Origin of the sequence: Paenirhodobacter sp., from assembly GCF_041916475.1 — a bacterium.
GTDB lineage: Bacteria > Pseudomonadota > Alphaproteobacteria > Rhodobacterales > Rhodobacteraceae > Rhodobacter.
On record NZ_JAYRZN010000005.1, the window covers coordinates 1 to 14,009 of the forward strand.

Genomic DNA, 14,009 nt, shown 5'->3' on the forward strand with positions numbered 1-14,009 from the left:
GATGGCGCCGGGCGATGTGGTGTTTGACGATGGCGATATGGAGGCGGCGCCGGTGGCGCTCGATCCGGATGCGCTGGCGATCTTGCTGGGCAACCTGCTGCGCAATGCGCGCGAGCATGGCACCGGGCGGGTGGAGCTGCGGCTCGGGCCGGGCCCGGTGCTGCGGATCCGCAATCCGGTGGCCGAAGGCGCGCGCTTCCGCGCCGGGCGCTTCGACAAGGCGCCAGATTCAGCCGGGAGCGGCCTCGGGCTGACCATCGCCGAGGCCATCGCCCGGCAGAACGGGGTGGCGCTGAGCCTGCATATCGGCGCGGGCTGGGCGGAGGCGCGGCTGGATTTCCCGCCCGCCTAGCCCGCCCCCCTAGCCTACCCGTCGAGATCCGAGCGCAGGTCTATATCGCGCAGATGTGCGGGCGGAACCGGGACCGCGATCCGGCCCGGCAGCGCGCGCAGCACCGCCCCCGCGCCGCGATCGCCGCTGAGCGCCTCCAGCCGGGCGAACAGCGCGGCCGGGAACAGCGCGGGCGGCAGCGGCGCCCCATCAAGCTCCGCGCTGGCCGCCTGCCCCGGCGGCGCGGCCAGAACCCGCGCCACATCCGCATCGGTGAGGAAGGGCATATCGGCCAGAAGGACGAGCAGCCGGCCGATGCCGCGCGCGCGCAGCTGGCCAAGGCCCGCGCGCAGGCTTTCGGATTGCGGGCCGCCGGGGGGGAGCATCAGCGCCTCCAGCCCGAGCCGCGCGGCTTCGGCGGCGATTTCGGGCGCCGAGGCCACGACGAGCGGCGCCGCGATCCCCGGGGCCCGCAGGAGCCGCAGCGCATGGCGCACCATCGGCTCCCCGGCGACAGGGGCGAGCAGCTTGTTCTGCGGGCCGAAGCGTTCGGAGCGGCCCGCCGCCAGCAGGAGCGCGCCGGTGATCGGGGTGTCGGGCATGGGAACCTCCTCGCTGCGCGCGCCGCGTGTGTACGGCCGCAGGATCCCGCCTCCGGCGCCCGGCGGCAAGGTCTTGCATTTGATTAGGCCACCATATAATTCGCCGAACGAACGGAATATCGGGACCAGTATGGACAGCAGCACCCAGAGAGCGCAGTTCGGCCTGCAGCTCGTCATCGTCGCGCGCCGGTTCCGGCGGGTGATGGATTCGGCGCTGGCCGAGCATGGCCTGACCGATGCGACGGCGCTGCCGCTGCGTTATCTGGCCTGGCTCGACGCCGGGATCCGGCAGAAGGAGCTGGCCGAACGGCTGGACATCGAGGCGCCGAGCCTCGTGCAGGTGCTGGACCAGCTGGGCGCGATGGGCCTCGTGGAGCGGCGCGAAGACCCGCAGGACCGCCGCGCCAAGATTGTCTGTGTGACCGCGAAGGGGCGCGCGCTGCATGCCGCATTCGCAGGCAAGCTCGCGGCGCTGCGCGAGGGCATCTTCGCCGGGACGGGCGAGGACGACATCGCCGCCGGGCTGCGGCTGCTGGCGCGGATCGAGGCCAATCTGCTGGATCCGGACCTGCCCACGGGAGGTGCGGCATGATCTTCACCCGCGCGGAGCTTCTGGGCGCGTTCCGGCTCGGGCTGGCGGCATGGGGCGCCTTCGCGGTGGCTTCTGGCCTCGGGATCGACCATGCCTTCTGGGCGTCGATGCCGGTCTGGGTGGTGGCGCAGCCCTAGCGCGGAGTGGTGTTCGAGCGCGCGTTATGGCGCATCGTCGGCACGCTGATCGGCGGCGCGCTCGGGATCGCGCTGCTGCAGCTCTCGCCCGCGCCCTGGGTCACGGCGGTGGCGATGTCGGTCTGCATCGCGGCCGGGGCTGCGGCGATCCACCTCGCCCATGGCGTGCGGACCTATATCCCGATGATGATCGCGATCACCATCGCGGTGGTGGTGATGCCGGGGCTGCTGCATCCGGAGGGGGGCATCGCGCTGGCGCTCGACCGGCTGGCCTGCACGCTGATCGGGGGCGTCGCGGTGGCGCTGATCGTCGGGCTGTTCACCCCGCGCGCCGGGCGCCACGCCTTCCGCGACGAGGTGAGCGCCTTCGCCGCCGATCTGCGCGCGCAGGCCATCGCCCGGATCGACAGCGGCAGCGATACCGTGGGCGCGCTGCTTGGCCGCGCGGCGGAGCTGGAGGCGCGCGCGCGGCTCATCGGCGCGGGCTCGGCGCGCGGCTACCGGCTGATGCGGGGCACGGACCGGGTGCTGGCCGCGGCGCTGATGCTGCTGGAGGCGGCGGGGGCTGCGCATGCGCTGGCGGCGGAAGTGCCGGGCCTGCGGGAGCGGGCGCTCTCGGTGCTGCGGGGCCAAGCGCCCGGAGAGAGAGGGGGGGCGGAGCATGGCGCGCTGGCGCGGCTCGCGCGCGCGGATGCGGCGCTGCAGGCGGCCTGCGCCGCGCTGCAGGCCGGGCGCGACCAGCCGCTGGCCGAAGATGCGCCCCGCCTGCGCACCCGGCGCAACCCCGGGCGGGCGCTTCTGGGCGCGGGCTTCGCGCTGAGCGTGAGCCTGATCGGTACGCTGAGCGTGGTGGCCACCGGGCAGCTCTGGGCCGAGCTCACCGCCTTTTCGGTGGTGATTTTCGTGCTGGTGATCGGCTCGCTGCCGCTGCCGCAGGCGATGGCGCCGAAGGTTGCCGTTGGCGTCACCTGCGGCGCGCTGGCGGGGATGCTGTACCGGATCGGGGTGCAGCCCTGGGTGGAGGGCTGGCCCGGGCTGGTGCTGACGCTGGCGCCGTTCATTGCGGTGGGCGCGCTGGCGCGGGTGCACCGGCGCACGGCGATCTATGGGCTCGATGCGAACATGTGCTTCATGCTGGCCAGCCAGGCCGGGGCGGCGGCCGTGCCCGCGCGCGCGGCCGTGATCGACACGCTGGCGATGATCGCGGGGACGGTCACGGTGATATCGCTGTTCCTGATGCTGCGCCGGCCGGGGCGGCACCTGATCGCGCCGGCGGCGCAGAAGCTGTGGCGCGAGATCGGGCTGCTCGCCGAAGGCCAGCCACGCGGCGCGGACCGCTGGGCGGAGGTGGCCGGGCGGCAGATCCTGAACCTGGCGGTGGAGCTGGAGAAGGCGCGCGAGCAAGTGCCGCCGGAGCTGCTGGCGCTGGTGGCGGCGGGCCATGCCGTCATCGAGCTGCGGGAGGACGACGGCGGCGGCTGGCGCGCGGCACTGCAGGCGCGCGACCCGGCGGCCCTGCGCGCAGCCCTGCCCGCGGCCGGGAATGCGCCCCGGCGCGAGGCCCTGCGGCTGCTGGCGCTGTCGCTCGAGCGCCTGCCCGGCGCCTAGCAGGGGCGCGGTAAGGCGCCGTCGGGCGGCACCGCCTGCGGCTGGGTATCGCCAGCATCAAAGGAATCGAAGGCGGGCGGATAGATGACCGCGCCGGCGCGCCCGGCCGTGCCCTGCGCGATCGGGTACAGCAGCAGCGGCACCCGGATCCGCGGCGAGGTCAGATGCTCCGCCGCCTTCGCGGAGAAGCCGAACCGGGCGAAATATTTCGCCGCCCCCGTGGCCAGGATGGCAGGCGCCTTCGCCTGCCGCGCGATATCGAGCCCATAGCGGATGATTTCGGTGCCGATGCCGCTGAACTGCAGGTCGCGCACCACCGCGACCGGCGCGAGGCTCCACCAGCCCGCGGGCGCATGCAGCTTCGCGAAAGACATGTGGCCGATGGCCTTGCCGGTCTGCTCATCGACCGCCAGCAGCTCCATCGCCATATCGCCATCAAGGCGCAGCCGCTCCACCAGCCGGGCCTGATCGGGCCCGTCGAAGGCCGTTTGCAGCAGGATGGAGACGAAGAGATGATCGTTCGGGGTGACTTCGCGCAGCTTCATCGCTGGGGTCCTCATGAACACCTGGCGCGCCACGCGGGCGGCACAGAAACCTGATACGGGCGCCCCGGCCGGGAGGGGAGGCATAAGCTATTGAGAACTTTGGAATCGCGGCGGCGCCAGATCAAGACCCGCTCCGCGCTCCGGGGCAGGTTTTGCAGGCTGCGGCCGGATCTGCCCGATAATGAACCGAACCGCCGGGGTTTGACCGCCCCGCGTGCAGTTTGAAATCCGTGCCCGGCCGGGCGGGCAGGCGCGGGGCAAAACCATGACGCGAAGTATTTAATAGCGGCTCGCGCAGAAGGCGAAAAGCTGCCGGGGGAGAAGGGTAGCGCGCGATCGTGACGCAGCGATGACAGACCACCCGGGGGCGCCGGGCGCGTGGGCTCCGGCCCACCAAAGCGGCCGAATGGGCTGGGCCGCAGGTTCGAAGAGGTGTTTGGGGCAGGTTTTGAAGAGCGGCCGGCTTGATCGCGAGAAGGCATCGCCTCCGCAGGGAAGGGAAATGCGGTTGCGGAGGAAATAGCTGGCGTTGAAGGTATTTTTGTTCGGAAGCAGCGGCTCGGCCGGTGGCGGCGCATCTCCGTGAGACGCTTTGACGAGCGACCCTACGCGCCGCAGCATCCGCGATACGTTCCTGTCCGTCGCTGTGGTCCCGTAGTTTGGCTCAACCGATGGGCGCGTTTCCAAACCGGACGGCGCATCCCCGGCGCCCATATCGGCCTCCCGGCGGTTGAGGTCGGCCTTTTGACCTTCGTCGGGCGCTGCAAGGGGATAGGCGGGTATTCACGGGGCGCGCCACGAAAGAGCCACCGTCCTGCCCCTGCAAGGCGGAGGAGGCAGAACGGGGCTGCGGCCCCCCGGCCCGGTCAGGGCGCGGATCTGGCTGCGGCCGGAAGCGCGCCTTCGGTTAGGGGCCCGGCGGACAGCCTGCCGGATCCGGCAAAGTGGCGCGACCGGGCGCGGGCTCTGCGCCCGGAGGCGACGCGCGTCGCCCGGCTGCACGAGGGCAGGAATGGGATGCGAGGGATTGGGAGGCTGTGGCGCGGCGGGCGACGGGCGGGCACCGCAGCGCCAGTCCGGGATGCCATGGCAGCCCGAACGGGCGGGTGCCGATAGCGCAGCGGAGGGCTCGGGATGCGCCTCGGCCTGCCGCGGAAGTGGATGGGCATCTTGCGCAGCCAATTGGTACGGTGTTGACCGAAAGCGCATCTCGGAGCGGTTCACGAACCGGGATAGCGCAAGCGCGCAGAAGAGGGCCCGCGCCCTGGCCGAAGCCCGTGCCGATGGGGCACTCCCGATCTGTGACGCGGCCGAGAGCCTGCGGGCGGATCGCCGCTGGCTCAATGCGGCTGACCTCGACGCGGCGCACCTGGCAGATGGTGCCGCCATCGGCCCGGGCCCGCGCGAACGCATTGTGCCGGAGACCGGCTGGCAGCGCAGCTGGCCTGCTACCGCGTTACCCGGCTATGGATCTGGCTGAGACCATGAGGCGCCCGGTGCTGAGCGTGCCGCTGGTGTCTTCGGCGTCTGGAGGGGCCTGAGGGCCGGAAAACACCGCCGGGAGGCAGGCGTCACTGCGGTGCGGGCCTTTCCCCAGACGGGTGGCGCCCTCTCGATGAGGCCCTTGGCCGCTTCAGGCCGCCGCGCAGGGAACGGGCGCCTCGCCGCAACGCGCTGCTGGGTCGCGCCATCCGGGGGCCTCAGACAAGGCTGACCGTGGAGGATCAGAACATGGCCCCGGAACGCGATATCTTCCGGTGTCCGCGCGGGCCTTGCCCGGGAGGCGCTGCGCGCAAGGGCGGGGCGCGAGGGGATTGCGCTGCCCGGGGGCGTGCCCGGATCCATGATCGGGCGGCGGCTGCTCATATTCTGAAGTGAGCCCGCGGGGCGCCCGATGGCAGGGGGCGGGCCGGTGCAGGCTAGTCTTGTCCTCTGCGCGCGCTGTCCATGGCCCAGGCGCCCGTGTCACGGTCCCACAGGCATGCGCCCGCGACCCAGGTCGCCCGTATGGCGCGGTCGTCGCCCATGGTCATCAGCGTGAACAGAAGCTCCGTGAGATCGCGGCAATAGCCGGTGCGGAAGGCGAGGAGCGGCGTGGCCTTCGGGTCGAGCACGATCAGGTCGGCCTCGTAGCCCGGCGCGACGCGGCCGAGGCGATCGTCCAGATAGAGCGCCTCGGCGCCGCCCAGCGTGGCGAGATAGAAGGCCCGCACCGCATCGAGCCGCCCGCCCGCCAGCGCGGTGACCTTGTAGGCCTCGTTCAGGCTCTGCAGCTGGCTGAGCGAGGTTCCCGCGCCCACATCCGTGCCGAGCCCGACCCGCACCGGGCGGCGCGGGTCCTTCGCCTCGGCCAGGCGGAACAGACCCGAGCCCAGGAACAGGTTCGAGGTCGGGCAGAAGGCCAGCGCCGCGCCGCGGGCATGGCAGGTGCAGAAATCGCCCTCGTGCAGGTGGATCGCATGGCCGAAGACCGCGCGCGGCCCGACGAGGCCCGCATGATCATACACGTCCAGATAGCTCTGGCGGGCGGGGAACAGCTCGCGCACCCAGGCGACCTCGGCGGGGTTTTCGCACAGATGGGTCTGCAGGTACACGCCCGGATGATCGCGCAGGAGCGCGCCCGCGGCCTCGAGCTGCGCCTCGCTCGAGGTGGGGGCGAAGCGGGGGGTCACGCAATAGAGCTGCCGGCCCTGCCCGTGCCAGCGCCCGATCAGCGCGGCGCTCTCGTCATAGCCCTGCTGCGCGGTATCGAGCAGGGCCGCGGGGGCGTTGCGGTCCATCAGCACCTTGCCCGCGATCATCCGGGTGTTCAGCCGCGCGGATTCCGCAAAGAACGCCTCCACCGATTGCGGATGCACCGTGCAATAGACCACGGCCGTGGTGGTGCCCGCGCGCAGCAGCTCGCGCAGGAACACCTGCGCCACCATCGCGGCATGGGCCGCGTCGGCGAACTGCTGCTCGGCCACGAAAGTATAGGTATTGAGCCATTCGAGCAGCTGCGCACCATAGGCGCCGATCATCTGCAGCTGCGGATAATGCACATGGGTGTCGATCATGCCGGGCATGATCAGCTGATCGGGGTAGTGCACCGGCGTGACGCCCGCGGGCAGCAGCGGCGCGGTTTCGGCATAGGGGCCGGCCGCGGTGATCCGGCCCGCCTCCATGATCACCAGCCCGTCGGGATGATGCACGAGGCACTCCTGCGGGTCGCGCTCGAAAGGATTGCCGTCGAGATAGACGATCTGGCCGCGCAGGGCTGTGACGGGCATGCCGGTCTCCTGAAGGGGCTGGGGCTTGCGCATAGTCTCCGCGAAAACCGCGGCGAGGGGAACCCGGGCGCGCGGTGCCTGCCCGGCCTGCGGGAGGCTGGCGGGGAAGATCCGGGCCTGGGCGCGCCGAGTCGGGGCAAGAGCTTGCGTGATTCGCCTACAGGTTGTGCCCCGGAGTGTTGCGCGGGCGCCGCAGCCACCAGCCGTTGCGGCCTGTCATGAGATTGATTCGAACCTCCGGCAGGCTCCGCAGAAAAGGGTTAACACCGCCCGGCGCCGCTGAGGACAGCGCCGAAAATCCCTTTCTGCGGCGCCAGATGGCGCCTGGGCGGCGGGCGCGGCGGCGCGCGGGGGATGGGCGCGAAACACCCCGGATGAGGCTTGATTAACCAAAAAATCGGCATTTGGGCAAAAATGCGGCAGCCTACTTTCGCCCCATACCTGCCACAACATTTGGGGCCCCTACCCTGTCAAGTCCTTATATATCGTTGACGGACGACGCCAATAATGGCTATCTATGGGCGTGACGTGGTGAACTCGAGAGCATTCGGGACTGTTGAATGGGGCATGATGCGGAACTGGCGTCAGGCCCTGTTTTGTAAATGGTAGCATGGCCCGGTTTCGGCGAATTGATCGCCCTGCCGGCCAAGGCGCGGCCCTGGGATTGGAGACCCGCCACGACGCGACAATCAAACCGTGCGACAGGCGCGGGGCGTGTTCGGCGGATGCGTCGGGCAGGTCTTCGCAACCTGCGCGCCAGAAAAGGCAAAGACTGAGGGACAGAGCCATGACCATCACCGTCTATTCCAAGCCCGCCTGCGTGCAATGCACCGCGACCACCCGCGCGCTGGAGGCCAAGGGCCTCTCGTTCGAGGTGATCGACCTGACCGAGGATGCCGATGCAATGGAGATGGTGGTGTCGATGGGGTATCGTCAGGCACCCGTCGTCGTCGCCGGCGACGCGCATTGGGCGGGCTTCCGCCCGGACATGATCGGCCGTCTGGCCTGACCGGCGATGGGCGGGCTCGTCTATTATTCCTCGGCCTCGGGGAATACGGCGCGGTTCGTGGCCCGGCTGGGCCTGCCAGCCCAGCGGATCCCGATCCGCCCGGACGAAGCGATGCCCGCGCCCGAAGGGTCCTATGTGCTGATCTCCCCGACCTATGCCGATGGCGAGGGCCGGGGCGCGGTCGCCAAACAGGTGATCCGCTTTCTGAACGACCCCGACCGCCGCGCCCTATTGCGCGGCGTCATCGCCAGCGGCAACCGCAACTTCGGCGCAACCTATGCCTGCGCCGGCAAGGTGATCGCGGCAAAATGCGCCGTGCCGGTGCTCTATACGTTCGAGCTGGCCGGCACCGAAACCGATATTGACCGCGTCCGCGCGGGGCTTGAAAAATTCTGGGGGATGACATGCTCGATGACGGCGTGAAAGGCACGCTCGACTACCACGCACTCAACGCGATGCTGAACCTCTATGACGGGGAAGGCAAGATCCGCTTCGACGCGGACCGCATGGCGGCGCGGCAGTACTTCTTGCAGCATGTGAACCAGAACACGGTCTTCTTCCACTCGCTGGACGAGAAGCTCGATTACCTGGTGGAGGAAGGCTATTACGAGGCCGAAGTCCTCGACCAGTATTCCAAGAATTTCCAGCGCGCGATCTGGGATGCGGCCTACAAGAAGAAGTTCCGCTTCCCGACCTTCCTCGGCGCGTTCAAATACTACACCAGCTACACGCTCAAGACCCGTGACGGGCAGCGGTTCCTGGAACGCTATGAAGACCGGGTGGTGATGGTCTCGCTCGCGCTCGCGCGCGGCGACGAGAAGCTCGCCATGCGCTTCATGGAGGAAATCCTGTCGGGCCGGTTCCAGCCGGCCACGCCGACCTTTCTCAATGCAGGCAAGAAGTCCCGCGGGGAGCTGATTTCGTGCTTCCTGCTGAGGATCGAAGACAACATGGAATCGATCGGGCGGTCGATCAATTCGGCGCTGCAACTCTCGAAACGTGGGGGCGGCGTCGCACTGATGCTGACAAACCTGCGCGAGATGGGCGCGCCGATCAAGGGGATCGAGAACCAGTCCTCGGGGGTGATCCCGGTGATGAAGCTTCTCGAGGACAGCTTCTCCTATGCAAACCAGCTCGGTGCCCGCCAGGGCGCCGGGGCCGTCTATCTGAATGCCCACCACCCCGACATTCTGCGCTTCCTCGATACCAAGCGCGAGAATGCGGATGAGAAGATCCGGATCAAGACGCTGAGCCTCGGCGTGGTGATCCCGGATATCACCTTCGAGCTGGCGAAGAAGAACGAGGACATGTACCTGTTCTCGCCGCATGACGTGCAGAAGGTCTATGGCGTGCCCTTCTCCGAAATCTCGGTCAACGAGAAGTATCAGGAGATGGTGGACGACAAGCGGATCAAGAAGAAGAAGATCAACGCGCGCGAGTTCTTCCAGACCATCGCCGAGATCCAGTTCGAATCCGGCTATCCCTATATCATGTACGAAGACACGGTGAACCGCGCCAACCCGATCGCGGGGCGGATCACCATGTCCAATCTGTGCTCGGAGATCTTGCAGGTCAACGAGGCGAGCGAGTTCAACGAGGACCTGAGCTACAGCCACCTCGGGACCGATATCTCCTGCAACCTCGGCTCGATGAACATCGCGGCGACGATGGACGGGCCGGATTTCGGCGCCGCGATCGAGGCCGCGATCCGCGCGCTGACGGCCGTTTCGGAAATGTCGTCGATCGACGCGGTGCCCTCGATCCGGCGCGGCAATGAGGAGGCGCATGCCGTCGGCCTCGGCCAGATGAACCTGCACGGGTTCCTGGCGCGCGAGCGGATCTTCTATGGCTCGCCCGAGGGGGTGGAGTTCACCTCCGTCTATTTCGCGGCCGTCACCTATCATGCGATCCGGACCTCGTGCCTGCTGGCGCAGGAGCACGGCAGCACGTTCAAGGATTTCGACCAGTCGAAATACGCCGATGGCACCTTCTTCGACAAATATGTGATGCGCGACTGGCTGCCGACGCTGCCCGAGGTGGCGCGCGTGTTCGAGAGCCATACCCTGCCCTCGCGCGCGGACTGGGCGCAGCTGCGCGACGACGTGATGGCGCATGGGCTTTATAACCGCAACCTGCAGGCGGTGCCGCCCACCGGCTCGATCAGCTACATCAACAACTCGACCTCCTCGATCCACCCGATCGTGGCGAAAATCGAGATCCGCAAGGAAGGCAAGATCGGCCGCGTCTACTACCCCGCCGCCTTCATGAACAACGACAACCTGGACTATTATCAGGATGCCTATGAGATCGGCCCGGAGAAGATCATCGACACCTATGCCGCCGCGACCGAGCATGTGGACCAGGGGCTGAGCCTGACGCTGTTCTTCCCGGCGGAGGCCACCACGCGCGACATCAACAAGGCGCAGATCTATGCGTGGAAGAAGGGGATCAAGACGATCTACTACATCCGCCTGCGCCAGACCGCGCTGGAAGGCACCGAGGTTCAGGGCTGCGTTTCCTGCACGCTCTGAGCGGACGGGCGAGAAATACAGGGGGGGCGCTCCGTGCAGGCGGGGCGCCCTTTGCCATAGGCCAGGGAACGCAACAAATAGTGGGCATTCGCGCCGTGGATCGCAAAATGTAGCGATATTAATACTAGAATCGTTGGCGCTGCGGCATAATGCGTTACAGTATCGGTTGTGTTCTTCGGGGAGTTCGCATACCCCGCCCCCACCGCATTCATTCATTCACAGGGCCTCCGATGAAAGATCACGCCGTGACGACCCGCACCGCGCTGAAGGCGATCAACTGGAACCGGCTGCAGGACGAAAAGGACCTCGAGGTCTGGAACCGGCTGACGGTGAACTTCTGGCTGCCGGAGAAGGTGCCGCTGTCGAACGATGTGCAGAGCTGGTCCACGCTGCGCCCCGAAGAGCAGCAGCTGACGATCCGGGTGTTCACCGGGCTGACGCTGCTCGATACCGTGCAGAACACCGTGGGCGCGCCCGCGATGATGCCCGATGCGATCACGCCGCATGAAGAGGCGGTGCTGTCCAATATCGCCTTCATGGAGGCGGTGCATGCGCGCAGCTATTCGTCGATCTTCTCGACGCTGTGCTCGATGAAGGAAGTGGACGAGGCGTTCCGCTGGTCCGAGGAGAACCCGCATCTGCAGCAGAAGGCGCAGATCGTGCTGGAGAAGTACAGGGCCGGCGAGGACCCGCTGAAGCGCAAGATCGCCAGCGTGTTCCTGGAGAGCTTCCTGTTCTATTCGGGCTTCTACCTGCCGATGTACTGGTCCAGCCGGGCGAAGCTGACCAACACCGCCGACCTGATCCGCCTGATCATCCGCGACGAGGCGGTGCATGGCTATTACATCGGCTACAAGTACCAGCGCGCGCTGGAAACCCTGCCGGAGGCGCGCCGCCAGGAGCTGAAGGATTTCGCCTTCGCGCTGATGTTCGACCTGTATGAGATCGAGACCAAATACACCGAAGAGCTCTATGACGGCATCGGGCTGACCGAGGACGTGAAGGCCTTCCTGCACTACAATGCCAACAAGGCGCTGCAGAACCTGGGCTATGAGGCGCTGTTCCCGCCGGCGGCCTGCGAGGTGAACCCGGCGATCCTCGCGGCGCTGAGCCCCGACAGCGAGAACCACGACTTCTTCTCGGGCTCGGGCTCGTCCTATGTGATCGGCAAGGCGGTCGCGACCGAGGACGAAGACTGGGATTTCTGATCCCGCGTACAGAATGAAGGAGGGGCGGCGCCATCGGCACCGCCCCTTTTTTCTAGCGCGTCTGCGCGTGCGAGGAGGTCAGCGCATCGAAGGGCAGCTCCGCGAAGCGGAACCAGACCTGCTCCTTTTGCCAATAGGGCAGCCACTGATCGTAGAAGGTCTTGAAATCCGGGTTCGAGGCCGCGATTTCCTCGTAATAGGCGCGCGATTCCTTGAACGCCGCTTCCAGCACCTCCTGCGGGAAGTTGCGCAGCTGCGCCCCGTTCGCGGCAAGGCGGTAGAGCGCATCGGGGTTCTTCGCGTCGTATTTCGCCAGGCAATGCGACATGGTCTCGGAGGAGGCGCATTCCAGCGCGGCCTGATAGGCCTTCGGCAGCGCGTTCCACTGGTCGAGGTTCACGATCAGCGTGACGTTCGCGGTGCCTTCCCACCAGCCGGGGGCGTAGTAATAGGGCGCGACCTTGTTGAAGCCGAGCTTCTCGTCATCGAAGGGGCCGGAGAATTCGACCGCGTCGATGGTGCCTTTTTCCAGCGCGGCATAGATGTCGCCGCCGGCGATCTGCTGCGGGATCACGCCGAGGCGGGCCATGATATTGCCGCCGAGGCCCGCGATGCGCATCTTCAGGCCCTTCAGGTCATCGAGGCCATTGATCTCCTTGCGGTACCAGCCGCCCATCTGCGCCCCGGTGTTGCCGGCCGGGATCGAATGGACGTTGTACTGCTTCATGAAATTGCTCACCAGCTCGCGGCCGCCACCGTAATAGAGCCAGCTGATGTGCTGGCGCGTGTTCAGGCCGAAGGGCAGCGCGGTGTCGAAGGCGAAGGCCGGGTTCTTGCCGACATAGAAGCTCGAGAGCGTATGCGCGCATTCCACCGTGCCGTTCTGCACCGCATCGAGCGCCTGCAGCCCGGGCACGATCTCTCCGGGGGCGAAGACCTGGATCTGGAAATTGCCGTCGGTCAGCTCCGCAATCCGCGCCGAGAGCTGGCTCGAGATGCCGAACAGGGTTTCGAGGCTTTTCGGATAGCTCGAGGTCAGCCGCCAGGTGATCTTGGGATTGGTCTGGGCGATGGCCGGTGCGGCGACCGTCGTGGCGGCGGCAACGAACCCCGCCCCCTTGATAAAGGAACGTCTGCGCATCTGTTTTCCTCCTCCAGTGCTGCCCCTGCTTAGCCCGGCAGGATCAGCTTTTCCAAGGCCAATAAGGGGGATGCGGTGAAATTACCTGACCTCCCGTTCAGCGCCGGGCTTCCCTTCGCGCCTGCTTCCTGCTTTGTAGGCGGCATGCATCTGTTTCTCATCGGTATCGGCACCGGCAACCCCGAGCATCTGACCCTGCAGGCGATCCGGGCGCTGAACCGGGCGGATGTGGTGCTGATCCCGCGCAAGGGGCCCGACAAGGCCGACCTGGCCGATCTGCGGCGCACGATCTGCGCCGAGGTGATCACCAGCCCCGAAACCCGGATCGTGGAATTCGACATGCCGGTGCGCGACCCGGCGACGCCGGGCTATATCGCGCGGGTGAACGACTGGCACGATGCCATTGCCGCGCGCTGGCAGGCGGCGATCCCGCCCGGGGCCGGGGCAGTGGCGCTGCTGGTCTGGGGCGACCCCGCGCTTTATGACAGCACGCTGCGCATCGCGGCGCGGCTCGGGGCGGAGGTGACGGTGATCCCGGGGCTGATGTCGCCGCAGGTGCTGACGGCGGCGCATGGCATCGCGCTGAATGATCTGGGCGCGCCGTTCATGGTCACCACCGGGCGGCGGCTGCGGGCGGAGGGCTGGCCCGTGGGCTGCGATACGCTGGTGGTGATGCTCGACGGGGACTGCGCCTTCCAGGCGCTGGCGCCGGAGGGCATCGCGATCTGGTGGGGCGCCTATGTGGGCATGCCCGAGCAGATCCTGGAGCACGGCCCCCTGAGCGAAGCCGGGCCACGGATCGTGGCCGCGCGCGCGGCGGCGCGGGCGGCGCATGGCTGGATCATGGACATCTACCTGCTGAGGAGGGATCCTGCGGGCGCGGAGGAGCCCGCAGCGCAGGCCCCCGGGCCGGCGCGCCCGCGGCACCAGCCCTGAGGGGTCGCGGCAGGTACGGCCCGGCGCGCAAAGAGCATTACCCAGCGGAACTCTGGCCGCGCGTTCAAGCGCCCGGCGGCTGCGGGGCTTCGCGGGGGCA

General features: G+C 67.9%; 12 protein-coding genes and 1 pseudogene. 9 read left to right on the top strand and 4 right to left on the bottom strand.

What is annotated here, in order from left to right:
• Positions 1-352: pseudogene (locus ACOMG5_RS03075) on the top strand (hypothetical protein); the annotation flags it as partial.
• Between the two features lie 14 nt (positions 353-366).
• Here ACOMG5_RS03075 and ACOMG5_RS03080 read toward each other — a convergent pair.
• Positions 367-933, bottom strand: coding sequence for a nucleotidyltransferase family protein (locus tag ACOMG5_RS03080; RefSeq protein WP_420342314.1), 567 nt, complete (start codon positions 931-933; stop codon positions 367-369).
• Between the two features lie 130 nt (positions 934-1,063).
• Here ACOMG5_RS03080 and ACOMG5_RS03085 point away from each other — a divergent pair, with 130 nt between their 5' ends.
• The 3 genes from ACOMG5_RS03085 to ACOMG5_RS03095 are packed head-to-tail and all read left to right on the top strand — an operon-like array spanning position 1,064 to position 3,270.
• On the top strand, positions 1,064-1,525 hold the full coding sequence (locus ACOMG5_RS03085; protein WP_420342315.1) for a MarR family winged helix-turn-helix transcriptional regulator: 462 nt from the start codon (positions 1,064-1,066) through the stop codon (positions 1,523-1,525).
• Positions 1,522-1,662 carry a hypothetical protein gene (locus tag ACOMG5_RS03090; protein ID WP_420342316.1) on the top strand — a complete coding sequence of 47 codons (141 nt, stop codon included), beginning with the start codon at positions 1,522-1,524 and terminating at the stop codon, positions 1,660-1,662. Before ACOMG5_RS03085 ends, ACOMG5_RS03090 begins: the two co-directional genes overlap by 4 nt.
• Before the next feature lie 9 nt (positions 1,663-1,671).
• Positions 1,672-3,270, top strand: a complete 1,599-nt coding sequence (locus ACOMG5_RS03095; RefSeq protein WP_420342317.1) for an FUSC family protein — start codon at positions 1,672-1,674, stop codon at positions 3,268-3,270.
• Here ACOMG5_RS03095 and ACOMG5_RS03100 read toward each other — a convergent pair.
• Positions 3,267-3,815: a GNAT family N-acetyltransferase gene (locus ACOMG5_RS03100; protein WP_420342318.1), complete on the bottom strand. Its 549-nt coding sequence runs from the start codon at positions 3,813-3,815 to the stop codon at positions 3,267-3,269. The genes ACOMG5_RS03095 and ACOMG5_RS03100 overlap by 4 nt on opposite strands.
• A 1,919-nt stretch (positions 3,816-5,734) precedes the next feature.
• Complete coding sequence (gene guaD, locus ACOMG5_RS03105; protein WP_420342319.1) at positions 5,735-7,084, bottom strand: guanine deaminase; 1,350 nt, start codon at positions 7,082-7,084, stop codon at positions 5,735-5,737.
• A 787-nt stretch (positions 7,085-7,871) separates the two neighbouring features.
• On the opposite strand from guaD, the gene nrdH reads away from it, so the two are divergent.
• The 4 genes from nrdH to nrdF all read left to right on the top strand — a co-directional run bounded on the left by nrdH (position 7,872) and on the right by nrdF (position 11,832).
• Entirely contained in the window at positions 7,872-8,093 is a 222-nt protein-coding gene (nrdH, locus tag ACOMG5_RS03110; RefSeq protein WP_420342320.1) for a glutaredoxin-like protein NrdH, read from the top strand.
• Between the two features lie 6 nt (positions 8,094-8,099).
• On the top strand, positions 8,100-8,516 hold the full coding sequence (gene nrdI, locus ACOMG5_RS03115) for a class Ib ribonucleoside-diphosphate reductase assembly flavoprotein NrdI (protein ID WP_420342321.1): 417 nt from the start codon (positions 8,100-8,102) through the stop codon (positions 8,514-8,516).
• On the top strand, positions 8,498-10,624 hold the full coding sequence (gene nrdE, locus ACOMG5_RS03120) for a class 1b ribonucleoside-diphosphate reductase subunit alpha (protein WP_420342322.1): 2,127 nt from the start codon (positions 8,498-8,500) through the stop codon (positions 10,622-10,624). Before nrdI ends, nrdE begins: the two co-directional genes overlap by 19 nt.
• 230 nt (positions 10,625-10,854) lie before the next feature.
• The gene (gene nrdF, locus ACOMG5_RS03125; RefSeq protein WP_420342323.1) at positions 10,855-11,832 is read left to right on the top strand and encodes a class 1b ribonucleoside-diphosphate reductase subunit beta; all 978 of its coding nucleotides are present in this window, start codon (positions 10,855-10,857) and stop codon (positions 11,830-11,832) included.
• Between the two features lie 52 nt (positions 11,833-11,884).
• Here nrdF and ACOMG5_RS03130 read toward each other — a convergent pair whose 3' ends face one another.
• Positions 11,885-12,973, bottom strand: a complete 1,089-nt coding sequence (locus ACOMG5_RS03130; protein WP_420342324.1) for a TRAP transporter substrate-binding protein — start codon at positions 12,971-12,973, stop codon at positions 11,885-11,887.
• A gap of 144 nt (positions 12,974-13,117) precedes the next feature.
• Here ACOMG5_RS03130 and cobF point away from each other — a divergent pair, with 144 nt between their 5' ends.
• Positions 13,118-13,909: a precorrin-6A synthase (deacetylating) gene (cobF, locus tag ACOMG5_RS03135; RefSeq protein ID WP_420342325.1), complete on the top strand. Its 792-nt coding sequence runs from the start codon at positions 13,118-13,120 to the stop codon at positions 13,907-13,909.
• Positions 13,910-14,009: the final 100 nt, after the last annotated feature.